The sequence below is a fragment of the Ramlibacter aurantiacus genome, assembly GCF_016722895.1.
Lineage (GTDB): Bacteria > Pseudomonadota > Gammaproteobacteria > Burkholderiales > Burkholderiaceae_C > Ramlibacter > Ramlibacter aurantiacus.
Genome location: NZ_JAEQNA010000001.1, coordinates 1,601,908 through 1,625,405, shown reverse-complemented (window position 1 = coordinate 1,625,405; position 23,498 = coordinate 1,601,908). Strand labels below are relative to the sequence as shown.

General features: G+C 69.5%; 22 protein-coding genes and 3 tRNA genes. 20 read left to right on the top strand and 5 right to left on the bottom strand.

Going from position 1 to position 23,498, the window contains the following annotated elements:
• The first annotated feature begins 7 nt into the window (after positions 1–7).
• The 5 genes from JI739_RS07590 to JI739_RS07570 all read left to right on the top strand — a co-directional run bounded on the left by JI739_RS07590 (position 8) and on the right by JI739_RS07570 (position 3,947).
• A tRNA-Asp gene (locus JI739_RS07590) sits at positions 8–84 on the top strand.
• Positions 85–188: 104 nt separating this feature from the next.
• Positions 189–264 (top strand) — tRNA-Glu (locus JI739_RS07585).
• A gap of 12 nt (positions 265–276) precedes the next feature.
• A tRNA-Asp gene (locus tag JI739_RS07580) sits at positions 277–353 on the top strand.
• Between the two features lie 298 nt (positions 354–651).
• Positions 652–2,202, top strand: coding sequence for a hypothetical protein (locus tag JI739_RS07575; protein ID WP_201683190.1), 1,551 nt, complete (start codon positions 652–654; stop codon positions 2,200–2,202).
• Positions 2,199–3,947 (top strand): type II toxin-antitoxin system HicA family toxin, encoded by a 1,749-nt coding sequence (locus tag JI739_RS07570; protein WP_201683189.1) that lies wholly within the window; start codon positions 2,199–2,201, stop codon positions 3,945–3,947. The genes JI739_RS07575 and JI739_RS07570 overlap by 4 nt, the downstream gene beginning before the upstream one ends.
• A gap of 54 nt (positions 3,948–4,001) precedes the next feature.
• On the opposite strand, the gene JI739_RS07565 is transcribed toward JI739_RS07570, so the two are convergent.
• The 3 genes from JI739_RS07565 to JI739_RS07555 all read right to left on the bottom strand — a co-directional run bounded on the left by JI739_RS07565 (position 4,002) and on the right by JI739_RS07555 (position 8,699).
• Positions 4,002–5,495, bottom strand: a complete 1,494-nt coding sequence (locus JI739_RS07565; protein ID WP_201683188.1) for an L-lactate permease — start codon at positions 5,493–5,495, stop codon at positions 4,002–4,004.
• Positions 5,496–5,498: 3 nt separating this feature from the next.
• Positions 5,499–6,503, bottom strand: a complete 1,005-nt coding sequence (locus JI739_RS07560; protein ID WP_201683187.1) for a 2-hydroxyacid dehydrogenase — start codon at positions 6,501–6,503, stop codon at positions 5,499–5,501.
• A 123-nt stretch (positions 6,504–6,626) separates the two neighbouring features.
• Positions 6,627–8,699 carry a hybrid sensor histidine kinase/response regulator gene (locus tag JI739_RS07555; RefSeq protein ID WP_201683186.1) on the bottom strand — a complete coding sequence of 691 codons (2,073 nt, stop codon included), beginning with the start codon at positions 8,697–8,699 and terminating at the stop codon, positions 6,627–6,629.
• A 213-nt stretch (positions 8,700–8,912) separates the two neighbouring features.
• Between JI739_RS07555 and JI739_RS07550 the strand changes: the two genes are divergently transcribed.
• The 3 genes from JI739_RS07550 to JI739_RS07540 are packed head-to-tail and all read left to right on the top strand — an operon-like array spanning position 8,913 to position 9,577.
• Positions 8,913–9,188 (top strand): hypothetical protein, encoded by a 276-nt coding sequence (locus tag JI739_RS07550; protein WP_201683185.1) that lies wholly within the window; start codon positions 8,913–8,915, stop codon positions 9,186–9,188.
• 21 nt (positions 9,189–9,209) lie between these two features.
• A complete protein-coding gene (locus JI739_RS07545) occupies positions 9,210–9,371 on the top strand; it encodes a hypothetical protein (protein ID WP_201683184.1) in 162 nt (53 codons plus the stop codon).
• Positions 9,372–9,376: 5 nt separating this feature from the next.
• Positions 9,377–9,577 (top strand): hypothetical protein, encoded by a 201-nt coding sequence (locus tag JI739_RS07540; protein ID WP_201683183.1) that lies wholly within the window; start codon positions 9,377–9,379, stop codon positions 9,575–9,577.
• Here JI739_RS07540 and JI739_RS07535 read toward each other — a convergent pair.
• Positions 9,520–10,296: a hypothetical protein gene (locus tag JI739_RS07535; RefSeq protein WP_201683182.1), complete on the bottom strand. Its 777-nt coding sequence runs from the start codon at positions 10,294–10,296 to the stop codon at positions 9,520–9,522. The genes JI739_RS07540 and JI739_RS07535 overlap by 58 nt on opposite strands.
• 98 nt (positions 10,297–10,394) lie before the next feature.
• Here JI739_RS07535 and JI739_RS07530 point away from each other — a divergent pair, with 98 nt between their 5' ends.
• The 10 genes from JI739_RS07530 (at position 10,395) to JI739_RS07485 (ending at position 20,187) form a co-directional block, all read left to right on the top strand.
• Entirely contained in the window at positions 10,395–10,703 is a 309-nt protein-coding gene (locus JI739_RS07530) for a hypothetical protein (RefSeq protein WP_201683181.1), read from the top strand.
• 548 nt (positions 10,704–11,251) lie between these two features.
• Positions 11,252–12,046: an XrtB/PEP-CTERM-associated transcriptional regulator EpsA gene (gene epsA, locus JI739_RS07525; RefSeq protein ID WP_201683180.1), complete on the top strand. Its 795-nt coding sequence runs from the start codon at positions 11,252–11,254 to the stop codon at positions 12,044–12,046.
• Positions 12,039–13,460, top strand: coding sequence for an undecaprenyl-phosphate glucose phosphotransferase (locus tag JI739_RS07520; protein ID WP_201683179.1), 1,422 nt, complete (start codon positions 12,039–12,041; stop codon positions 13,458–13,460). The genes epsA and JI739_RS07520 overlap by 8 nt, the downstream gene beginning before the upstream one ends.
• A 129-nt stretch (positions 13,461–13,589) precedes the next feature.
• Complete coding sequence (epsL, locus tag JI739_RS07515) at positions 13,590–14,777, top strand: XrtB/PEP-CTERM-associated polysaccharide biosynthesis outer membrane protein EpsL (protein WP_201683178.1); 1,188 nt, start codon at positions 13,590–13,592, stop codon at positions 14,775–14,777.
• 44 nt (positions 14,778–14,821) lie between these two features.
• On the top strand, positions 14,822–15,718 hold the full coding sequence (gene epsE, locus JI739_RS07510) for a polysaccharide export protein EpsE (RefSeq protein ID WP_201683177.1): 897 nt from the start codon (positions 14,822–14,824) through the stop codon (positions 15,716–15,718).
• 14 nt (positions 15,719–15,732) lie between these two features.
• Entirely contained in the window at positions 15,733–17,121 is a 1,389-nt protein-coding gene (locus JI739_RS07505) for a Wzz/FepE/Etk N-terminal domain-containing protein (protein WP_201683176.1), read from the top strand.
• Entirely contained in the window at positions 17,118–18,035 is a 918-nt protein-coding gene (gene epsG, locus JI739_RS07500) for a chain length determinant protein tyrosine kinase EpsG (protein WP_201683175.1), read from the top strand. Before JI739_RS07505 ends, epsG begins: the two co-directional genes overlap by 4 nt.
• Entirely contained in the window at positions 18,032–18,823 is a 792-nt protein-coding gene (locus JI739_RS07495; RefSeq protein WP_201683174.1) for a WecB/TagA/CpsF family glycosyltransferase, read from the top strand. The genes epsG and JI739_RS07495 overlap by 4 nt, the downstream gene beginning before the upstream one ends.
• A 153-nt stretch (positions 18,824–18,976) precedes the next feature.
• Positions 18,977–19,945, top strand: coding sequence for a CvpA family protein (locus JI739_RS07490; RefSeq protein ID WP_201683173.1), 969 nt, complete (start codon positions 18,977–18,979; stop codon positions 19,943–19,945).
• A 41-nt stretch (positions 19,946–19,986) separates the two neighbouring features.
• The gene (locus JI739_RS07485) at positions 19,987–20,187 is read left to right on the top strand and encodes a hypothetical protein (protein ID WP_201683172.1); all 201 of its coding nucleotides are present in this window, start codon (positions 19,987–19,989) and stop codon (positions 20,185–20,187) included.
• Between the two features lie 85 nt (positions 20,188–20,272).
• Here the strand turns inward: JI739_RS07485 and JI739_RS07480 are convergent, their stop codons facing one another.
• Complete coding sequence (locus JI739_RS07480) at positions 20,273–21,238, bottom strand: LysR family transcriptional regulator (protein ID WP_201683171.1); 966 nt, start codon at positions 21,236–21,238, stop codon at positions 20,273–20,275.
• 122 nt (positions 21,239–21,360) lie between these two features.
• Here JI739_RS07480 and JI739_RS07475 point away from each other — a divergent pair, with 122 nt between their 5' ends.
• Both JI739_RS07475 and JI739_RS07470 read left to right on the top strand, forming a co-directional pair.
• Positions 21,361–22,518, top strand: a complete 1,158-nt coding sequence (locus JI739_RS07475) for an alpha/beta hydrolase family protein (RefSeq protein WP_201683170.1) — start codon at positions 21,361–21,363, stop codon at positions 22,516–22,518.
• Positions 22,519–22,537: 19 nt separating this feature from the next.
• A complete protein-coding gene (locus tag JI739_RS07470; RefSeq protein ID WP_201683169.1) occupies positions 22,538–23,491 on the top strand; it encodes a VOC family protein in 954 nt (317 codons plus the stop codon).
• The last annotated feature ends 7 nt before the right edge of the window (positions 23,492–23,498 follow it).

The window sequence follows — 23,498 nt, the reverse complement described above, 5'->3', positions numbered from 1 at the left end:
TCCACGTGGAGTGGTAGTTCAGTTGGTTAGAATACCGGCCTGTCACGCCGGGGGTCGCGGGTTCGAGTCCCGTCCACTCCGCCAAGAGATGCAAATAAAAACCAGCCTTCCGGCTGGTTTTCTTTTGATTGAATTGCTTTCGGCATTGCAGCGATCACGCGAAGAATAGAAGAGCAATCAGCTTTCCAGACCCTATCGTCTAGAGGCCTAGGACATCACCCTTTCACGGTGAGTACCGGGGTTCGAATCCCCGTAGGGTCGCCATCGTCACCACACGGAGTGGTAGTTCAGTTGGTCAGAATACCGGCCTGTCACGCCGGGGGTCGCGGGTTCGAGCCCCGTCCACTCCGCCAAGAATCAGCAAACCAGCCTTCGGGCTGGTTTTTTTTTGGCCCGGAAAGTGCGATGTAAGTGGAGAGTGATCAAGTGTTGTCAAACTTCCCACTTTAGACTTGCATAGGCGTGATAGCGATGATTGCTGCTGCCCTTCGCCGCCCCTCCCTGGCTGCGGGGTCCCTGCCCCAGGTACCTCATACCTCGTCCCCTCGAGTACCCGACCGAACGCTACCGAGTCCTTCCAGTCAGCTGGAGATAGAGGGGCACAGGATAGGGCAGCAGTGCTCGCTACTTGCCCCTTTACTGGTTCTCACCGTGTCGGCTTCCGCCATCGGTGTATTCCAGGAAAAGTCGTTGCTCCCAGAGGCTGGGTGGCTCGGAGCCACCTTGTTCCTTGCGGGGGCCTATCTCCAGGCGCGCCATTCGGGAGCGAAGGTTCAACTTCCCCGCGCCGCGGGGATCCCTGGCAACAATGTCTGCGCGCCGCGCCCGCGACTAACCCGCGAGGAGCAGCGACTGTTCGACGAATGCCAACAGCGGGTCGACTCATTGCTGGAGTATTCGCGAGCCAAGAAGCTGCCGAAAAGTTGGTCCGAATTGGAACGAGACGCCAGCCGGGCCGAGAAACTCCTCCGGCAGCTCCCGTACTTCGATCAATCACATCCCTTTGACGTGGAGTCGCTGCCGTTGGTACAGCGCATGGCGACTCTGAGACTGCGGTATCTGACTTTCTATGGCTATTTCGCTGGTGCCACCCAGTCGGGCGCGCAATGGACGGCAGACTGGAGGCGCATGCGCGCGGAGATGATCCGGGAAAGCCTGGCCATCGGGATGGCGTCATTGATGATGGGGACCGTCCTCGGAATCATTGAACCAACAGCCGCCACCATTGGCGTGTTCGCCTTGGGGCACGTGCTAATGGCTCGTCAACACGAGGCGTTGATCCTTGGAGAAGTCCGCGACGTCGTCGCGCAAGGCATCCAGGCCGGCTTTCGCTTCGAAGAGTTGCCTGCAACCCGCGACCTCAGATTCTTCGAGCCACGCAACCGCCGGATCGACGATCTGAGGCGAATCGCCCTGGACCAGTTGTGCGGCAGGCTCATGGATGGCAAGGAGTCGTGGGTCAGCTATCGAAGGGCGGTCGACGAGCTGAATGTCTCGACGGGGTTTGCGGGAGTGGACCGGTTGCGGCTCAAACACGGCCTGATGATCGACGTGGGTGCCGTGAAGTCCGCGGCGAAGCAATCACTGGACCGGGTCCAAAGTCTGTTGGCGGAAGAATCCTGGAATTCGGAGCCGGCGCCGCGCGTTCATTCGGCAAGACCAGCTCGTGTCGCCTCGGCCTCTGCCACGAGCCTTGCCCATGGAGGAGGGGGATTCCGCGCCGCTGCACCCTCCGACCTGAAAGGGTCCGCTGCGTTGTCGCGTCCTGAACCAGAAAGCGAGAAGGAGGCGAGATGGCAACGCCACCTGGCGTCCGAACAAGTTCGGGCGGCGTTGCTCGAGTTGCGAGACTCTTGTCGGATCGCGCCGCGTCCCGCAGCGGGCGGCACGGTGTCGCTGGCCGGGGCTGCTGCTCCTCTGCGGGCTCAAGGCCTCAGCCCGGCAGCGGCGGCTCTCGTCGCCCGGGTCGACGACGCGAAGAATGCCAGCGACCTGGCCGACCTGCTGGTTCAGGCCGGCTTCAAACACACCAACACCGTCGGCAGTCACGCGCAATTCCGGGCGCACGGTTCGGGCGTGACCCTGCCGGCCGGCGAACGGGCGCCGATCGGCAATGCCGTGAAGAGGACCGTGCGCCTGGCCTTGCAGACCCATTTACTGCGTCGCGACGCGGAGCCGGGACTTGCGACGAGGTCCTCATGATCGGCGGCCTCTCGCACCGGGCGGCCACGGGTCGCGATCCCTTGCTGCAGCCCGCGCGCGCGTCGGCGGCTCCGACGCTCGAGCCGGCCGATGCCGGCCCGGCACCCGGGCGCGCGACTGCCGCATGCGACCGGAGCTCGAGCAGCCTGTTGCTGGCGAGCGCACTCGGCCTGGGCATCACCTCCATGGCCATCGGGGCGAGCCGGGGCGATCCGCTCTGGACGGCGGGCGGGTTGCTTGCCAGCAGCTTGATCCTGACCCATCTCTTTCTCGCTGCCAGGGACTCGGCGGCCCGGATCGAGCTGCCCCGCGCGGCCACGATACCGAATCGGAATGTCTGTGCGCCACGGGCCCGGCTCCGTGGTGACGAGCAGGCCGCGTTCGATCGATGCGAGCGGCTGGTGGAAGAGTTGAGCCGCGAGAAGGATCGAGCGCAGGGCAGTCGTTGCGGGCCGTTCCGTGCGAAAGCGGCGGTCGTCGAGCGGCTTCTGCAGGAGCTGCCGTACTTCGACCAATCCCACGGGGTGGACCTGGAGTGCCTGCCGCTGGTGCAACGCATGTCGACCCTGCGGCTGAAATACCTGTTCCTCTACTTCGTCGCTCATGCGGCCATCACGTCGGCCGCGGATTGGAGCAAGCAGGACGCGGCCGTGATGCGCGAGGTGCGCGGGCACAGTCTCGCGATCGGAGGCGCCTCGCTGCTTGCAGGGGCTGTCACGAACCTGATCCAACCGTCGGTGACCGCAGCCTTCGTGCATCTGGCGCTGCACGCGGGCCTGGCTGTCGCGCACCAGCTCTATCTCTACAGCGTGGTCGCCGGCCGGCCGGCGCTGGCCCTCGAGGCCGGCCAGCGCTTCGAGGAGATGCGCTCACACCTCGACTTTGGCAGCTTGCTTCCCCGCATCGCTCACCTGCAGGACCTGCGGCTGCAGGCCTTCGACCAGATCCACGAGCAGCTGCTGGACGGCCGGATGTCCTGGAAGAGTTACGAGAAGGCCGTCTCGGGCTTGAACGTCACCACCGGCTACTGGTTGGCCGATCACTTCAGGGGGATGGTCGGCTATACCCTGGTCGCCAGGCACGAGACCCGCGAACTGACGAACGCGCGGGATCGGATGCAGGACCTGCTGGCGGAGAAGTCCTGGGCCACGCGGTCTGCGGACACCGCCCGCGACCGATCTGCAAGGCGGCCGACCCACCCCGTGCCAGCGCACGGAGGGTTCGCCCACGGAGGGGGCGGAACACGCGCCAGCGCCGCGTCCGCCGCGTATGCGCCTGCCTTGCCCGAACGTGAGTCCGAAAGCGAAAGGGAGGCGAGGTGGCAGCGGCACGTGCAATCGGAAGCCGTGAGGTCGGCGCTGCGCGAACTGCGTGAGCTGAGCCGGCTCACCAGGACCAGCGAGGCGGCCGGCCCGAGACGGGTGCCCACCGCCGATGCGCACACGCGCGCGCGGGCCTTGGCCCCTGAGGAGGCCGCCCTGCTGGTGCGGGTCGATGACGCGAAGACGGCCGGCGATCTCGCCGAGGCGCTGGTGCAGGCCGGCTTCGTGCACACGAATACCGTCGGCAGTCATGCGCAGTTCCGCTTGCGCGGTGACGACGCCACGCGCGGCGCGGGGGTGACCTTGCCGGTCAACAAGCGAAGGCCCGCCGGTGAGGCCGCCAGGAAGACCGTGCGGTCGGCCCTGGAAGATTTTTTCCTCCATCGCGGCGCGCCCGCGGACCGCGCGACGCCAGCCTCCTGATCGGCCGGGCCTTGGCGAGGGGGGCCGCCAGCCACACCGTGCGCCTGCCCTTGGTCAGCCGCCTGCCGTCCACGCCATCAGCAGCGCGCCGCCAAGCAGCAGGTAGGCCAGGCAGGGCAGCAGCGTGCGACGCAGCACCTGGCCTTCCTGCCCGGCCAGGCCGACCGTGGCCGCGCCGGCGACGATGTTGTGCGGGCACACGATATTGCCCACGCCGGCGCCGAAGTTCTGAGCCGCCACGATGGTCACGGTCGACAGCCCCAGGGCCTGCGCCGTCTGGGCCTGCAAGCTGGTGAACAGCACGTTCGATGCGGTGGCCGAGCCCGTGACGAAGCTTCCCAGTGCGCCCACCGCCGGTGCCACCAGCGGCCACCAGTGGCCCACACCGCGCACGGCGGCGGCCTGGATGGCGTCGATCATTCCGGCGTGCACCATCAGGCGCGACAGGCACAACATGGCCACCAGGGCCGCCGTGACCGGCACCAGCCGCCGGGCCGACCGCCCCAGGGGACCATGCAGCGCCCGCAGCCCGGCACCCTGAAGCCGCGCCCCCAGCACCAGCGCGATGAAGAGCAGCGTGCCCGGATGCACCAGCCAGGCCATGCGACCCGAGAAACGTTCGTGCCACCGCCACTCCAGCGCGATCGAGCCGAGTGCCGACGACACCCCGGGCAGCGCGCGGGTGGCGATGACCAGCAGCACGAGCAGGAGGTAGGGCCAGAGTGCGCGCAGCAATGCGGGAGCGCCTGACGCGGCGTTTCGCGGTGGCGCCTGCCGCCGCACCAGCAGCGCGAAGAACACGCCTCCGACCAGCGCCGATCCGAGCGTGGGCAGTTCGGGTCCGAGCAGCCAGGCCAGGGCGAGGCTGGGCAGCAGGAAGGCGGCCGCCGCCACCGCGGCCCAGGCAGGCTCGCCCCCGGCGGGCTGTGCCCGATGGAAGAAGAACATCATCAGCCCGCCCAGCAGCGTGTGCAGCAGCGCCGCGCGCCAGGCCAGCGCCATCGGGTCCAGGCCGGTGAGCGCGACCTGCGCCAGCACGGGCGTGCCCAAGGCACCGAAGGACACGCCCACCGCGTGCCCGAGCAGCGACAGCACCACCGCCTGCACCGGGGCGACACCCAGGCCCACCAGCAGCGGTGCGGTCAGCGCCACCGGCGTGCCGAAGCCGGCGGCGCCTTCGAGGAACAGGCTCAGGAACCAGCCCACCAGCAGCACCTGGATGCCGCTGCGCTCGCTCAGGCCCCGCAGCCCGTTGCGGATGGTGTCCAGCGCACCGGATTCGCGCTGGACCTCGTACAGGGCCAGCGCCGGCCACAGGATCCACAGGATGGTCATCGAGGTGAACAGCCCCTCGGCCAGCACGCCCGCGAAACCTGCCACGGTCCCGCCCGGCAGCCCATCGCCCAGGTCGAACAGGGTCGGTGCCAGGAGGGCAGCGGCCGCCAGGCCGGCCGCTCCGGCTCGCGCCGCGGACCAGCGCCCCACCACCATCAGCAGCAGGACCAGCGCAATCGGCGACGCGGCGAGCGCCGCCTGCACGCCGTCCATCCCTCAGGCCAGCCGCTCGATCGACACCGGATGCGCCGGCTGTCCGTCATGCTCGAACGCGTCGATGTTGGCCAGCGTGGTGTTCGCGATCGCGGCCATCGCCTCCTCGGTGAAGAAGGCCTGGTGCCCCGTGATCAACACGTTCGGGAAGGTCAGCAGCCGCGCGAAAACGTCGTCGCGCAGCACCTCGCCCGAGAGGTCCTGGAAGAACAGGTCGGCTTCCTCTTCGTAGACGTCGAGCCCCAGGTGGCCCAGCCGGCCCGACTTCAGCGCATCGATCACGGCCGGCGTGTCGATCACCGCACCGCGGCTCGTGTTGACCAGCATCGCGCCCGGCTTCATGCGGGCCAGGGCCTGCGCATCGATGAGGTGGCGGGTCTGCGGCGTGAGCGGGCAGTGCAGGCTGACGATGTCGCTGCGCGCGAGCAGCTCGTCCAGCTCCACGTAACGCACGCCCGCCGCGCGGCAGCCCTCGTCCGGATGCGGGTCGAAGGCCAGCAGTTCGCAGCCGAAGCCGGCCATGATGCGAGTGAAGCACTGGCCGATCCGGCCCGTGCCCACCACGCCCACGGTCCGGCCCTGCAGGTCGAAACCCAGCAGGCCTTCCAGCGCGAAGTTGCCTTCGCGCACCCGCGCGTGGGCGCGGTGGGTCTTGCGATCGAGCGTGAGGATCAGGGCCACCGTGTGCTCGGCCACGGCGTGCGGCGAGTACTCGGGCACCCGGCCCACCGCCATGCCGAGTTCGGCCGCGCAGCGCAGGTCCACGTTGTTGAAGCCGGCGCAGCGCAGCGCCACCAGGCGCACGCCGAGGGCGTGCAGCTCGCGCAGGACGGCCGCGTCCAGCCGGTCGTTGACGAACACGCACACGGCCCGGGAACCCGCGGCCGCCGCCACGGTGGCGGCGTCCAACCGCGCGTCGATGAACACCAGCCGGTGCCGCCCGGCCGCATTTGCCCGCGTGAGGAAGTCGCGGTCGTAGGACCGCGTGCTGAAGACGGCGACTTGCATGCCGTGAACCCTATCAGTTGTCGGCGCGGTGGCGAAGCGAAGTCCACGCTCGGCATGTCCCCGGCGTGGCAAGGCGTCAAACAATCGACGTCCTGGGCCGCGGCCCCGGCGCCGAAGACCTTCTCAGCCCGTGGCGCGGTCGACGGCGGTGCCGGCCTGCTGGATCAGCTCGAGCAGGTGATGCACGTCCACCGGCTTGGTGCAGTGGAAGTCGAATCCGCTGTTCAGCGCGCGCGCCTGGTCCTGCGCCTGGCCCCAGCCGGTGAGCGCCACCAGCCGCACCGGCGCGTCCGGCTCGGCTGCCCTGAAGCGTCGAGCGACTTCATAGCCGTTCATGCCCGGCATGCCGATGTCCAGGATGCCCACCTGCGGGCGCAGCTGCCGCAGCTTGGCCAAGGCCTGCTCGCCGTCCTGTGCCGTGTGGACCACGTACCCGTGCGCCTCCAGCAGCATGGCCAGGGTTTCCAGGGCATCGAGGTTGTCATCAGCCAGGAGCAGGCTGAGCTCGCCGCCGTCGCCCCGTGGCAGCGGAGCGGATTCCGGCAGCGGCACGGGCGTGTCCGCGGCACCATCGGGCTGCAGCGGCAGCCGCACCACGAACTCGGATCCGCGTCCCGGGCCCTCGCTGTGCACGTCGATCCGGCCGCCGTGCAGGTGCACCAGCCCGCGGCTGAGGGCCAGCCCGATACCCAGGCCGCCCTCGGCCCGGTCGATGGCCGAGCGCACCTGCGAGAACATGCCGAAGATGCGGTTGCGATCCCCTTCGCTCAGGCCGATGCCGCTGTCGCGCACGCACAGCACGGCCTCGTGTCCGTGCGTGGTCAGCTCGACCTCGATGCGGCCGCCCGGGTCGGTGTACTTGCGCGCGTTGGACAACAGGTTGCTGACCACCTGCTCCAGCCGCACCGGGTCGGCCTGCACCCGCACGGGACCCGGCGGCAGGCGCAGCTGCAGCGCGTGTGCCTTGGCCTGCAGGCCCGGCGCGGCGGTCTCCACCATGGACGCGACGAGCTGGCGCAGGTCGACGCAGGTGAGGCGCAACTCGAGCTTGCCGCGAGAGATGCGGGAGACGTCCAGCAGGTCGTCGATCAGCAGCGTCATGCGGCTCACCTGGCGCTCGATCACATCCAGCGCCCACTCGCGGCGCGCTTCGTCCAGCTCGGGGATGCGTGCCAGCCGGGCCGCCTGCCGGACGGGGGCGAGCGGGTTGCGCAACTCGTGCGCCAAGGTGGCCAGGAATTCGTCCTTGCGCAGGTCGGCCTCGCGCAGCGCCTGGCTCGCGGTCACCTGTTCGGTCACGTCATGACCTTGCGCGAACACGCCCACCACCGCTCCGCTGGTCTCGCGCACGGGCTGGTACACCAGGTCGAGGAAGCGCTCCACCAGTGGCGCACCCGGCTCCATCTGCAGGCGCACCCGCATCGCGCGTGCGAAGTAGGGCTGGCCCGTGGCGAACACCTCGTCGAGCAGGGCATCGAAGCCCTGCGCCACGACCTCCGGCAGGGCCTCGGCCATGGGCTTGCCCACGATGTCGCGGTGGCCGACCAGCTGCAGGTAGGCCTTGTTCACCATCTCGAACACGTGGTCCGGCCCGCCCAGAAGCGCCACGAAGCCGGGCGCGTTGTCGAACCACGTCTGCAGCGTGCGCGCGGCGTTCTGCGCGCTCTCCACCAATTCGTCACGTTCCCGCTCGGCGGCCACGTGGGCCGTTTCTTCGGTGCAGGCGCAGAACAGGCCGCCGATTCGACCGTCCTCGCGATGGATCGGGCTGTAGGACCAGGTGAAGTAGGTGGGCTCGGGAAAGCCGTTGCGCTCCATCACCAGCAGCACCCGTTCGTTCCAGGTGGCCTCGCCGCGCAGCATCACGGCTTCCTGCTGGGGGCCCAGCACGTCCCAGATCTCGTGCCAGGTGGCACGGGCCGGCTGGCCGAAGCCGCGCGGATGGCGCTGGCCCATGACGGGTATGTAGGCGTCGTTGTAGATGTTGACCAGCTCGGGTCCCCACCACACGAACATCGGGAAGCGCGAGTTCAGGCAGATGCTCACCGCGATGCGCAGGCTCTGCGGCCAGCGCTCGATCGGCCCCAGCGCGGTGGCGGACCAGTCCGTCGCCTGGAGCAGTTGCCCCGTCTGGCTCGCGGCGGCGCTGCCTGCGGCCAGCAGGAGCGGATGGGGTCGGGTGTCCGAAGGAGCCATGGAGGAGGGGACTGCGGCGGCCATTTTAGGCAGCTGTGGCGCGGCTGGAAGCCCCCGCGACGGACCAGTCGAATCCGCCAGCAGCTCCTCCATGCGCGCAGCCGTTGCCTGGCCGGGCTCAGCGGTACCCACACGCGTTTGTTTCAGTTCCTCAACACACCGCGCCCGCCGGATGCCTAGGATTTGGGAATCGCAGCCCACTATGGAAGTCCCATGCGTAACAGCCGTTCCGAGTACGCCAAGATGGTGGCGGCTCAACACGAGGTGGCACAGGCGGAGGCCGACTACCAGCGGTTCCGCGCGGCCTACCTCGAGATCGCGAAGAACGAACCCGGGCACGAGGTGGCGCTGGCCATGATCGGCGCCGACATGGACCGTGCCCACGCCCGGCTGCAGACCCTGATGGGCCTGCCGCGCCTGCCTTTCACCCACGAGCCCAGCACGGTGGTCCGGCGAGAGGCGCAGCGGGCGTCCGAAGAGAACTCCTGATCGGCCGGAGCGAGCGCGCCGATGGCCACCCACCCCGTCGAGCCGGACCACACGCCCGACACCGGCGCCGAAGAGCCGGCCGACCAGCCCAACACCACGCGGCTTCCCGTCGAGCCCGAGTTCCTGCCCGACCTGGTGCCGGGCGATCCCGAAGACCCGGGGGCCAAACCCTTGCAGCCTTAGCAACCATGCCCGAGCCGACCCCGCGCGGCATCACGCCGCCCACTCCGCACATGGACCGGGAGGAGCCCGAGCTGCGGCAGGAAGACGACATCCCGCGCCGTCGAGGCGATGGCGAGGGCGGAGCGGCCGACCAGCCGCCCGAGCCGGATCAATCCAGCGATGGTGCCGATGGCGGCTCGGGTGGCGCCGACGGTGACGGCGACTGAGGTTCGCCCAGCAGCCCCTGTGCGTCGTCGGCCTCGTCGGCCACCGGCGTGGCCTTGGCGAGCGCCATCCACACCGCGAACGGCAGCTTGTCCCGCGGGCCCGCCGCCGGGGCCCGCGCCAGCACCAGCCGTCCACCCGACGCCATGAGCACGCCGCACTCGGCGGGGATCTCGTCGGGTTCGCCGATCGAGCGGCCGCGCGCGTCCTGCCCGAGCACGTACCAGCACGGTGCCAGGTCGAGGTACGCCGCACGCTTGCCTGGCTGGCGCAGGTCGGCCAGCAGGTCGGAGCGCCGCACCTTCACCTCGTGCACCAGCGGCTCCAGGTAGGCCTCCACCGAGGTCTGGCGAATGGAGAACACGTCGGGTCGCGCGATGCCCCAGGGCAGTTCCGGACCGCTGCGCGCGCGCAGCGACAAGCCGCACCAGGCGATGCGTCCGGCCCGCAGCATCTCGCGCGCCACCCGGCGGACCAACGCTTCGTGCGCCGACAGCGCGGCCCGGTTGTGGGCCATCTGCCGCGCCACCAGCTCGATGCCCGACGCGGTCAGGCGCAGGCACTCGCGACCGACCTCGTCGCGCAGGCGCTCCACGAGTCCCGCCGCCAGCAACTCCAGCTCCAGCCCGTCCAGGCAGGGCCATCCGGCCGAGCGGTGGATCTCCCGCAGGCGGCGGGCGTGATGGCGGCCGGGGACGAAGGACGAGCTGGCGGGATCCATGGCGGCGGCAGTTTAGGTGCTCGAGTAGGTTCGGTCCCACGGAGGTTGTCGGTCCTGCGCCCCTCGCGCTACGAGATGGCCTGCCCACAATGCCGCGCATGGAACACGCCGTCTACGCCATCACCGCACTCCGCTGGCAGGGTCCGGACGAAATCGAGGCGGCCATGATGGGCCTGCTCGATGTCGACCGCATGCAGTGGGACCTGGCGCCCGCGCCCACCCGCGCCACCACCGTGATCGACCGTTTGCTCGAAGGCGATCCCGTGGTCGCCTGGTTGCCCGAGCACGGCTCCGGCGGCCGGCTGGGTCCTGGGCTGCAGGTGGGCCTGTCGGCGCAGGGGCTCGAGACCCTGGCTTTTCCCGATGGGGTATCGGGCACCCGGCTGCAGGACCTGCCGCGCTTCTGAGCGCCGCGACTCTTCACGGCGCACGACGCTCCACCCGGCGGCTTCGCCGCCCCGACAAAAGTCCGCCTGCCGTGGCGCAGCCGGGACGCATCACCGCATCACCCGAAGGGCCACTGTGGTCGCCCGGCAACTCGTCGGCGCCGGCCAAGCACAGCTTTGGTCCAAAAGCCGCGCGGGCCGTCGTCGACAGGCGTAAAGCCATGTGACAAAGCGGCTGCTTCGCACACATTCGCTTGCGAAAACAACAGGCTGGACATGCACATCAGGACGCAAGGGGGGTTCCGACAGGCGTGTCCGTCCAGCGCCTACAGAGCCGTGCTGTCCCGCTAGCGCACGATCACGGCTCGCAGTTATCGAGGGAGCAGATTCATGTGCAATTTCACACTCGCGGTCCATCGGACGCCCGGGCCAGAGCTGGCCCCGCGCGCCCGGCGCGGCGGTGACAGGGCGGAACACTCGGCAAGAATCGGAAACCGCGTCGTGGCATCTCGTGACATTCCGGCCGGGGGTTTGTGTAATGAGGCGTTTCGCGTGTCCGGGAGCCAGGCATGAGCGCAGCCACCTGCACCGACCTGGCGACCGATCCGGCTGCCTTCCTCCATGTCGCCACGCGGGGTGCTGCCTTGGCGACGCACGCGGACCTGTGGCGCTGGCTGCGCGACGACGTGCAGTGCCTGCTGCCGCACGAACTGCTGCTGGTTGCCTGGGGTGACTTCGACAAGGGCGAGGTCCAGGTCGACCTGGTGTCCAGCCTGCCGGGCCTGCGCACCCACGAGTGCCGCACACCCCGGCTGATGCCCCTGCTGAACTACCTGCGCGACTGCTGGACGGCGGCACAGCACAGCGCCTGCCAGGTCGAGGTGCATGGCGGCGGCGAGCTGTTCATCGGCTCGGGCCACGATTCGGCCGCGGGCCAGGCGCTCGCGTCCATGCGCAGCGCCGTGGTCCACGGCACGCGCGACGCCCGCACCGGCTGCGAGCGCATCTTCGCGGCCTTGAGCAGCCAGTCGCAGGCCGGCGAAGGCGCGCCGGCCACGCTGCGGCTGCTGATGCCCTTCATCGACCTGTCCTTGCGCGCCATGTCCACGCCCGCGCTGCGGCCCAATCGCCTGGAGCGCGGCGAGATCGACCACCTGGTCGGCCCGCTGGGCACGCTCAGCGAGCGTGAGCGGCAGATCATGGTCTGGGTGGCCATGGGCAAGACCAATCCGGAAATCGGCTGCATCCTGCGCATCAGCGAGTTCACCGTGAAGAACCACATGAAGAGCATCTTCACCAAGCTCGACGTCACGAACCGCGCGCAGGCCGTGGCCAAGCTCACCCGGATGGCCACGTATGCGTGAATCCACGCCGCACGCCGCGTGGACGGTGCCGCCCCCGGTACCGGCCGCACCGCCGCACAGCGAGAGTCGCCTGCTGCGGGGCCTGGAGGCGGTCCTCGATCCCACCGTGCTGGCCCTGTCGCTGTGGCTGCTGGTCTGGTGGTTCGAGGGACACCTGTCCCCGCCCTGGGTGGTCACCTCGGTGCTGGCCTTCGCACTGGCCTTCCCCGGCCGGCCGCGGCTGCGCGCGCCGGCGGGCCGCGTGGTCTCGGGCGCGCTCCTCGACTGGAGCTGGATCGCCGCGCTGCTGCTGGCCACCGGCGTCGCCACCGGGCAATTGCCCCAGCTGTCGCAGGCGGTGGTGCTGAACTGGCTGTGGTTCGCGCCAGCCAGCCAGCTGCTGGTGCACTGGCTGCTGCGGGTGGCCGCGCCGCACATCGTGCGCCTGCAGGGGCCGCCCCTGCGCGCCGTGGTCGTGGGCCTGAACGAGCAGGGCGCCTCGCTGGCCGACCGGCTGGCCAGCGACCACGAGACCGGCATCGACCTGGTCGGCTACTTCGACGACCGCACCGACAGCCGCCACCACCTGGAGGGCCGCCATCGCTGCCTGGGCCGGCTCTCGGACATCGCGCCCTTCGTCAAGGCACATCGCGTGCAACTGATCTACCTGTCGCTGCCCATGGCCTCGCAGCCGCGCATCAAGGAGTTGCTCGATGCGCTGAAGGACACCACGGCATCGGTCTACTTCGTGCCCGACATGTTCGTGACCGACCTGATCCAGGGCCGCACCGACGAGGTCTGCGGGCTGCCGGTGATCTCCGTGTGCGAGACACCCTTCCGTGGCCCGGCCGGCCTGCTCAAGCGGACCAGCGACGTGGTGCTGTCGTCGCTCTTCCTGCTCATGCTCTCGCCGCTGCTGCTGGCGATCGCGATCGCGGTCAAGCTCACCTCGCCCGGCCCGGTGATCTTCCGCCAGCGCCGCTACGGCCTCGACGGCGAGCAGATCGTCGTCTACAAGTTCCGCTCCATGCGGGTGGTCGAGGACGGTGAGCAGATCCGCCAGGCGCAGCGCAACGACGACCGCGTCACGCCCATCGGCGCCTTCCTGCGCCGCACCTCGATGGACGAACTGCCGCAGTTCGTCAACGTGCTGCAGGGGCGCATGAGCATCGTCGGGCCGCGGCCGCACGCGGTGGCGCACAACGAGTTCTACCGGTCGTTGATCAAGAGCTACATGGTTCGCCACAAGGTCAAGCCTGGCGTGACCGGGTGGGCCCAGGTCAACGGCTACCGGGGCGAGACCGATTCGCTGGAAAAGATGGAAGGGCGCATTCGCTACGACCTCGACTACCTGCGCAACTGGTCGCTGCGCCTTGACCTGTACATCATCTTCCGTACGATCAAGCTCGTCTTTCGAGACAGCGCGGCCTACTGAAGAGCGATGTTTAGCCCGAACGAGCCATTGTTGTGGTGCGGCTTGGGCGCTCAACATAGGGACGGGTTGTCACGGGATACGACCCCGGCCCGGGGCCAGGGCAGACGACTCGAAGAAATGAGGATTGAAGTGCAAAAGAAACTGAATCGATGGGCTCTCGTGCCGGCGGCGTGCCTGTGCATCGCCTGGCCGCTGGCGCAGGCGCAGAGCGTGGCCGAACCGCGGCCGGTGGATCTGGATCCGGGGGACTCGTTGCAATTTCGCGTCGGTGCCGGCATCGAGCACGACTCCAACGTGCTGCGCGCGCCGAACGCCAGCTCCGACAACATCGGCGTCCTGCGCGCCGGCGCCCGTTACGACAAACGACTGAGCCTGCAGCGCATCGTGCTCGACGCCGAGGTATCGGCCTACCGGCACCGCAACTTCGACAGCCTCGACTACGAAACGCTCAACTACACCGCCGCCTGGAACTACGCCTTCACGCCGCGATTCCGCGGCGTCATCAGCGCCAACCAGCGTGAGTTCCGCGACCTGAGCGTCGCCACCACCGGGGTCACCAGCGCCAATGTGCGCACCCAGCGCACCCAGCTGATCGAAGGCACCTATGCCCCCGGCGGCGGCCTTCTGGCCCGGGCCGGGCTGAGCAACAGCACCAGCCAGGCCGACAACGCCCGCTCGCTCGAGTCCAGCCCCAGCGTGCGCAGCCTGCGCCTGGGTGCCGGCTACGAGACCGCCCGCGGCTCGCAGGCCATCCTGCAATACCGGCGTGGCGATGGCGAGTACGACAACCTCGCTTCCGACTTCACCGAGAACGAGTGGTCCGTGATCGCCCGCTGGCCCGTCACCGGCCGCACCACCATCGACGGCCGCCTGGGCTGGCTCGAGCGCACGCACGACAACGCCCCGGCCTTCGACTTCGACGGGGTCATCGGCAACATCAACGCCAACTGGGAAATCACCGGCAAGACCGCGCTGGCCGCGGGTATCGAGCGTGACCTGGGCAGCTACGAGGCCGCCGGCGGTGGCTACGTGCGGGCCTGGACGTTCTATGTCGAGCCGGTGTGGAACGCCACCGCCAAGACCGCCGTGCGCCTGCGCTACCAGCACGAAGACCGCGAGTGGGTCACCCGCTCGCTGGCCGCGCCCGATGCCGGCCGTGACGACGCCATCAATTCCTTCGGCATCAACGTCGACTGGGAGCCGGTGCGCAACGTCATCGTGACCGGCGGCGTCCGCCACGAGCGCCGCAACTCCACCCTCAACGCCTTCGACTTCAAGTCCAACCGCGTGGGGGTGGCCGCGCGCTACGTGTTCTAAGTCCACGTCTGTCACACCGCATTCGCTCAGGGAGAAACCAAAACATGACCAGACAGCATCACCTCTTCATCTGCGCACTGGCCCTTTGCGGCGTCTGGGTCGCCGCACAGGCACAGGCACAGGGGCAGCAGCGCGCCCCCACCGCCACCAACGGCGCCGCCCGTGCCCAGGCGGCTGCGCCGGCCTCCGCCGGCGCACGCCCGGCGCAGCCGGGCCCCGAGTACAAGCTGGGCTCGGGTGACGCGGTCCGCATCCAGGTGTTCCAGAACCCCGACCTCACCGTCGAGGCGCGGGTCTCGGAGAACGGCACCATCAGCTATCCGCTGATCGGCACCGTGGCGATCGGCGGCCTGTCCATCGGCGAGGCCGAGAAGAAGATCGCCGACATGCTGGTCAAGGGCGGCTACCTGCGCGCCCCGCAGGTCAACATGAACCTGCTGCAGGTGCGGGGCAACCAGGTCGCGGTGCTGGGCCAGGTGCAAAAGCCCGGCCGCTTCCCGCTGGAGACCACCAACGTGCGCGCCAGCGAAATGCTGGCCGCCGCCGGCGGCATCACCCCGCAGGGTGACGACGAACTGGTCATCACCGGCACGCGCAACGGCAAGCCGTTCCGCAAGGTCATCGACATCCCGTCGCTGTTCTCGCAGGCCCGGCCCGAGGACGACATCGTGCTGCAGGACGGCGACACCCTGTACATCTCCCGCGCGCCGGTGTTCTACATCTATGGCGAGGCCCAGCGCCCGGGACCCTACCGGGTCGAGCGCGGCATGACCGTCATGCAGGCCATCGCCGCCGGCGGCGGCGTCACCCCGCGCGGCAGCCAGAACCGGCTGCGGCTGCACCGTCCCGGGCCCGACGGCAAGATCGTCGAGTCCACCCCGCGCCTGACCGATCCGGTCATGCCCAACGACGTGATCTACGTACGCGAAAGCCTGTTCTAAGAAGCGCGGCCCCCATGAACCTCCATCAGTTCCTATCCATCCTGAGGGCCCGCTGGCTCACGGCCCTGCTGGTCTTCACGCTGGTGGTGGCCGCTGCGGTCGCCTACGCGATGCTGCGCCCCACCGACTACACGGCGCGCGCGCCGGTGCTGGTCGACGTCAACGCCAGCGACGTCGGGGGCGGCTACTCGCCGGCCATGCTGTCCAGCTACATCGCCACCCAGATCGACATTGCCCGCAGCGACCGCGTCACCGAGCGCGTGCTGGGCATGCTGCAGGGGAATCTGCCCGAAGGCCTGGACCAGTCGTTCCGCTCCACCACGCCCGAGGGCCAGCGGCGCGAGCTGGTCGAGCGCCTGCAGGAGCGCCTGAGCGTGCGGCCGGCCCGCGAAAGCAACATCATCAGCATCGCCTGGACCGGCAGCAACCCCGCCGACGCGGCGCGGGTGGCCAACGCCTTCGCCCAGGCCTATGTCGACACGGCACTCGAGCTCAAGACCAATCCCGCCCGCCAGGAGTCGGTGTGGTTCGACGAGCAGGTCAAGGCCGCGCGGCAGAAGCTGGAGCAGGCGCAGCTCAAGCTGTCGGAGTTCCAGCAGCGCGCCGGCATCGTCGGCGAGGAAGTGGCCGACCACGAAATGGCCCGCCTGACCACGCTGTCGACCCAGCTCGCGCAGGTGCAGGCCATGACCACCGACAGCCTCAGCAAGCGCGGGGCGTCCCTCAACTCGGTGGCCGAGGTGATGCAGAGCCCGCTGGTGAACGGCCTCAAGGCCGACATCAACCGGCTCGAGGCCCAGATCGAGCAGCGCGGCGCCAGCTGGGGCCCGCGCCATCCGCAGATGATCCAGATGCAGGCCGAGCTGCAGTCGCTGCGCTCGCGCCTGGCGACCGAGACCTCGCGCATCGGCACCTCCATCGACACCAGCTACGAGACCGGCCGGGCCCGCGAACGCGAGCTGCAGGCCGCGCTCAATGCCCAGCGGGCCCGCGTGCTGGCGGTGAACAAGGACCGCGGCATGCTGGCCCTGCTGCGCCAGGACGTGCAGACCGCCCAGCAGGCCTACAACCAGGTCAGCGAGAACTCGGCCAAGGTGCGGCTGCAGTCGCTCACCACCATGACCAACCTGCGTCCGCTGGCTCCGGCGGTCGAACCCACCGATCCGATCGGCCCGAGCAAGCGCGCCACCGTGGGCATCGCCGCCGGTGCCGGCCTGATCCTCGCCCTGGCCATCGCGCTGCTGCTTGAGCTGCTCAACCGCCGCGTGCGCTCGGTCGACGACATCGTCATGGCCACCCACCTGCCCGTGCTGGGCACCGTGCCGGCCGCATCCAATCGTTTCGCGGCGCTGCCCATGGCGCGCCAGCGGCTCGCGTACAGCCCAGGGAGTAGTGCCACATGAACAGCCGAGTCCTCGCCATCTCACGCGAGCAAGAGAACAACAGCAACACCACCGCGCTCGCCCTGCCGCGCGAGGCCATCCTGCCCATGGGCGCACTCCTGGTCGACAACGGCCGGCTGACCTACGAGGACGCCGAGCGCATCCACCAGTACCAGGAGCGCACCGGCCAGCTCTATGGCGAGGCCGGCGTGGAGATGGGCCTGCTCACCGCGCAGGACGTGCGCCTGGCGCTCGCCCTGCAGTTCGGCCACATCGCGCTGCCCAGCGACGCGGGCCTGAGCAATGAGCTGATCGCGGCCTGGCAGCCCGACAGCCCGGCGGTGGAGCACCTGCGCTCGCTGCGCAGCCAGCTCATGTTGCGCTGGTTCGAGAACGAGGCGCGCCATGCGGCGCTGGCCGTGGTCAGCCCCAGGAAGGGCGAGGGCCGCAGCTACATCACGGCCAACCTGGCGGTGCTGTTTTCCCAGTTGGGCAAGCGCACGCTGGTGATCGACGCCGACCTGCGCCACCCTCGCCAGCACCGCATCTTCGGCATCCCGGGGCGCATCGGCCTGTCGGCGCTGCTGGCCGGACGCGGCGGTCCCGAAGCCGTGGTCGACATCCGGGGCGTGCCGGGCCTTTCCGTGCTGCCGGCCGGGGTCTGCCCGCCCAACCCGCAGGAGCTGCTGGCCCGCGAAGGCCTGGCCCGGCTGCTCGCCTCGCTGCAATCGAGCTTCGAGGTGATCCTGGTGGACACGCCGGCCGCCGAGGGCTGCGCCGATGCGGCCACGGTCGCCGCGCGCGCGGGTGCCGCTCTCATCGTGGCCTGCCGCGACACCAGCCAGGTGTCCTCCATGGCCGCCCTGTCGGATGGCTTGCGCGAGTTCGGCGTCACCGTGGTCGGCGCGGTCCTCAACGGCGCAGGCCGCACATGAGGCTGGCTGCCGCTCCTCCCGGAGACTGGCTACCCCGATGGCAGCAGCTGGTCTGCGCCATCGCGCGGGTGCACAGTGAACACGGCGAGCGGCAGCTGCTCGACTGGCTTTGCCAGCCCGAAGAACCGGTGGTGGTGGCGTTCGTCAACGCCCACGCCATGAACTCGGCGGCCGTCAGTGCGCACTTCTTCGAGGCGCTCATGTCGGCCGATGTGGTGCTGCGCGACGGCATCGGCATGGCCCTGCTGATGAAGCTGCTGAACCAGCGCCCGGGTCTGAACCTCAATGGCACCGACCTCATTCCCAAGCTGATGCGCTGCTACGCCGGCGGCACCATCGCGCTGTTCGGCACGCAGGAGCCCTGGCTGTCCCGCGCCCGGCAGGCGGTGCTGCGCGAGGTCGCGCCGGGCTCGGCCTGCGTGGTCGCGCACGGCTTCCACGACACCGCCTCCTATGTGCGGTTGGCCGCGATGCACCGGCCGCGCCTGATCGTGCTGGGCATGGGCATGCCCCGCCAGGAGGAGGTGGCGGTGGTGTTGCGCGCCGCGCTGGGTTTTCCGTGCGTGATCGTCTGCGGTGGCGCCATCATCGACTTCCTGGGCAACAAGACACCGCGTGCACCCCGGTGGATGCGGCGCCTGGGGCTCGAGTGGCTGTACCGCCTGGGCCGCGAGCCGCGCCGGCTGTTCCACCGCTACGTGGTGGGCAACCCGGTGTTCCTGCGGCGCTCGCTCAGGCTGGCGGCGCACAGCCTGTGCCAGGAGCGGCCCAGCGGGCAGACGGTCTAGCGCCGGGGGAACGCCAGCGCCGGGGCGAACAGGCTGCCGCCTCGCGCTGCGGGCTTCGAGCGGGCGCTCCCCGCCTGGCTCGGCTGCGTCCTACAGCTTCGCCACGACGCAACCCTTAGGCTCGGCCATGAGGCGGTCGCCGCTTTCGTGGACATGCCAGCCCATTTCAACTTCGTCGATCTTCTCCTGCTCGCCGTCATCGCCCTGGGACTTTGGGGCGGGTGGCGGCGTGGCTTCATCGCCGGTGCCGTATCGCTGCTGGTGCTCGCGATGGCGCTGCTGGCGTCCCTGTGGGGCTACCGCGGCGGTGCCGGACTGCTGCAGGCGTATCTGCCGGCCATCGGCGTCTGGGCCGCACCGGTGGCCTTCATCCTCATCTTCATCCTCGTGCGTGTGCTCCTGGGGGCGCTGGCCAGCCGCCTGTTCGGCCGCGTGCCGGCCGGTGCCCACCGCCACGGCGTCAACCGCTTCCTCGGGCTGGCACCGGGCCTGGCGTTGGGTCTGGTGAACGCGGCCATCCTGGCGCTGCTGCTGTTGACGCTGCCCCTGGTCGACCGGCTCACCATTGCCGCGCGCGAGAGCCAACTGGCGGGGCGCCTGGCCGCACCGGCCGAGTGGCTGGAGAGCCACCTGCGCCCCGTCTTCGAGGACGCGGTGACCAGCACGCTTGGCCGGCTGATCGTCACGCCCGGCTCGCGCGAACGCATCGACCTGCCCTTCAACGTGAAGCAGGCGCCACCCCGGCCTGAACTGGAGGCGCGCATGCTGGGGCTGGTGAACCAGGAACGGGCACGGCGTGGCCTGCCGGCGCTGCAGCCCGACCCCGACCTCACCCCGGTCGCGCGGGCCCACTCGGCCGACATGTTCGCGCGCGGCTACTTCTCGCACGTGTCGCCCGATGGATCGGACCCTTTCGACCGCATCCGGCAGGCCCAGGTGCGCTACCTCACCGCCGGCGAGAACCTGGCGCTGGCGCGCACGCTGGAGCTGGCGCACCAGGGCCTGATGGAGTCGCCCGGCCACCGCGCCAACATCCTGCGCCCGACCTTCGGCCGTGTAGGCATCGGCGTCCTCGACGGTGGCCGCTACGGGCTGATGGTCACGCAGGTGTTTCGCAACTGAAGAGCCGCTGCGTCCACGCCGCAGGTCAGCGCATCCGGCCCTTGGCGCCCTTGTCCGGGGTGGCCATCGGGCTGCGGGACTCGGTCGCCTTGGTCGCCGAGGCGCGCTCCGGAGACGACTTGGCCGAGCGCGAGTTGCTGGCGCCCCTGCCGCTGCTGGCGGCGCTGCCGCGATCGCCGGGGCTGCGGCTGGAAGAAGAGGGGCCCGACTTGCTGGAAGACGATTTCACGGCGTGCTCCTGAAGTGGATGGGGACTCCGATCGTCTGCGGCGCGCCCCGACCCGCCAGTCGCTCGATTCGCATGCTGGTGTAGGAGGGAGTCAGGGGTCAGGGGCCAGGGTTCCCCGAGCCCTGACCCCCAGTCCCCAGCCCCTCACTGTCCTCCCCATCCATCTCGCGCACCGCCGCCTGCATCAACCCTCGCATCCACTGGATGCCCGGGTCGTTGGTTCGGTACTTGTGCCACTGGAGCGTCTGGGTCATGGCAGGCATGTCGAAGGGCGGAGGGTGCACCACCAGGGGCAGCGTGCGCGCCGCCAGCCGGGCCAATCGGGTGTGCACGGTGGCGATGCGGTCGGTCCCCACCACCAGGGCGGGCGTGACGGCGAAGCTGTAGCTGCGCACGTCCACGCGCCGGGCCACGCCGTGGCGCCTGGTGAACGATTCCTCGAACGCCGGCTGGCCCACGTTGGCCGGTTGCATCACCACGTGACCCGCGTCCAGGTAGCGCTCCAGCGTCAGCTGCCCTTGCGCCAGCCGGCTGCCGCTCCACACCACGCAGCAGAAGCGCTCGTCGAACAGCGCCTGCGTCGGGTGCTCGCCCGAGCAGTAGTCGCCGGGCAGCACCAACAGGTCGACCTCGCCGCGCTCCAGGGCACGGGACGGGTTCTCGACCTGGGGCAACAGCGCGAATCGCACGTGCGGCGCCTCGATAGCCGCCCGCGCCAGCACGTGCGGCATCAGAACCGACAGCGTGTAGTCGGAGATGAAGAACCGGAACTCGCGCTGCTCGCGCGCCGGCACGAACTGCGGCTGTGCCACGATGGAGTGGTCCACCCGCAGCAGCACATCGCGCACCGCGTCGCGCAGCACCTCGGCCCGCGGCGTCGGCTCCATCCGCCTGCCCACCTGCACCAGCAGTTCATCCTCGAAGTAATCGCGCAGCCGGGCCAACGCGTTGCTCATCGCGCTCTGGCTCATGTGCAGCCGCTCGGCCGCGCGGCTGATGCTCGCCTCGTCCAGCAGCGCGTCCAGCGCCACGAGCAGGTTCAGGTCTAGTTTGTTGAAGCGCATGGACGTGCCTCAGGGTTTCCCCTCGATCTATTTGCCGCATCGAATCGATGCATGGAGCGAAACCATTTTTCAGGAGGCTCGGGGCTGCCTATTCTCCGGCCACTTTCAACCGGAGACGCTGCTTGTTCCGCTACTTTCCCACCAACTACGTCTGGAACCTCTCGGTCGACCTGGCCATCGAGATGGGTGCCCGCATCGGCGAGATCGAGATCATGTGCGCGCCCCTGATGGAGGCGTCCAGGCAACCCGATGCCGCAGGCACCCGCGCCTTCCGCGAGACCTGGTCGCGCATGGCGGACCGGTTGTGCGAGCTGGCCGGGGAAGACCAGTCGCGCGGCTGGATGCTCTCGGCGGGCGAGAAGTACAACCGTGCCGCCACCTACCTGCTGACCTGCGAGCGCCTGCAGGCGCACGACGCGCCGGGCCGCATCGAGCTGTACCGGCGCAGCCTGGACCTCTTCGACCAAGGCGTGCGCCTGTCGCGCGAGAACTGCGAGCGCGTCGAGATCCCCTACGAGGGCAAGCACCTGTTGGCGCTCTATGTGCGGGCCGAGGGCGTGCGGGGCCGCGCGCCCGTCCTGGTGCAGGTCAACGGCCTCGACTCGACCAAGGAAATGAAGTACCGCGTGGGCCTGCCGATGTGGCTGGCCCGGCGCGGCGTGTCCTCGCTGATCGTGGACCAACCAGGCACCGGCGAGGCGCTGCGGCTGCAGGGCCTGACCGCCCGTTTCGACAGCGAGCACTGGGCCAGCCGCGTGGTCGACTGGCTGGAGCAACGCGATGAGGTGGACCCCAAGCGCATCGGCCTGGAAGGCGTGTCCCTGGGCGGCTACTACTGCCCGCGAGCCGTGGCCTTCGAGCCGCGCTTCGCCTGCGGGGTGTCCTGGGGCGCCAACCACGACTGGCGCGACGTGCAGAAGAAGCGCCTGGAACGCGAAGGCGACTTCCCCGTGCCGCACTACTGGGCCCACGTGCAGTGGGTCTGGGGCGCCAAGGACCTGCCCGACTTCATGCGCATCGCCGAGAACGTGCACCTGGACGGCATCCTGGACCGCATCCGGGTGCCCTTCCTGGTGACACACGGCGAGAAGGACTCGCAGATCCCGCTGAAGTGGGCGCACCGCACCTACGAGCAGTTGGTCAACAGCCCCAAGCGCGAGCTGAAGGTCTTCACCGAGCGCGAGGGCGGCGTGCAGCACTCCAGCTTCGACAACAGCATCAACGCCGGCCAGTACATCGCCGACTGGGTGGCCGAAACCCTCCAGGCCAGGACCGCCTGAACATTCCAAAGGACACGCCATGAATCCGTTCAACATCCTCGGCCCCGACGGCCTGGTCTTCGGCGTCGATGACGCCGCCGCCTGCGCCCAGTACCTCACCGACTACGGCTTGAAGCCCGTGGGCGACAACCGCTTCGAGGGCCTGGACGGCACCTACGTGCAGATCGCCGCCAAGGACGATGCCTCGCTGCCGCCGGCACTGGGCACCGCCAGCATGCTGCGCAAGACCATCTATGGCGTGGCCGACCGCGCCACGCTCGACGCCATCGCCGCCGAGCTGCAACGCGACCGCGAGGTGAAGCAATTGCCCGACGGCTCGCTGGAGGCGGTGGACGACATGGGCTTCGTGCTGGGCTTCCAGCTCACGGTGCGGCGCCCGCTGCAATTGCCCGCCGAGACCGTGAATGCGCCCGGCGCGGCGCCGCAGCGCCCGGTGAACGTGCGGGCCGTGCAGGACGAGATGACGGCCCTGCCGCGCACGCTGTCGCACGTCGTGTACTTCGTGCCGGACGCGGCCAAGGCCGAGGCCTTCTACACCCGCCTGGGCTTCGTCTGCACCGACCGCTTCATCGGCGCCGGCCCCTTCCTGCGCCCGGCGGGAACGCTCGACCACCACACGCTTTTCATGATCCAGACGCCGCCGCACATGAAGGGCTGCGAGCACTTCACCTTCCACATGGGCGGGCCCACCGAGGTGATGCTGGCCGGCACACGCTTCGTGAACAAGGGCTACCAGTCGTTCTGGGGTCCGGGCCGGCACAAGTTCGGCTCCAACTGGTTCTGGTACTTCAACAGCCCGCTGGGTTGCCACGTCGAGTACGACGCCGACATGGACCTGCACGATGGCCAATGGACCGCGCGCGAAGCCGCCATGGGCGCGGACGCGTCGCAGCTGTTCCTGTTCCAGCACCGCGACAAGTGGGCGCCCGGCGGCCCGCCCCCCGGCGCCCAGCGCGTGGCGGTCGACCACTGATCGCGAG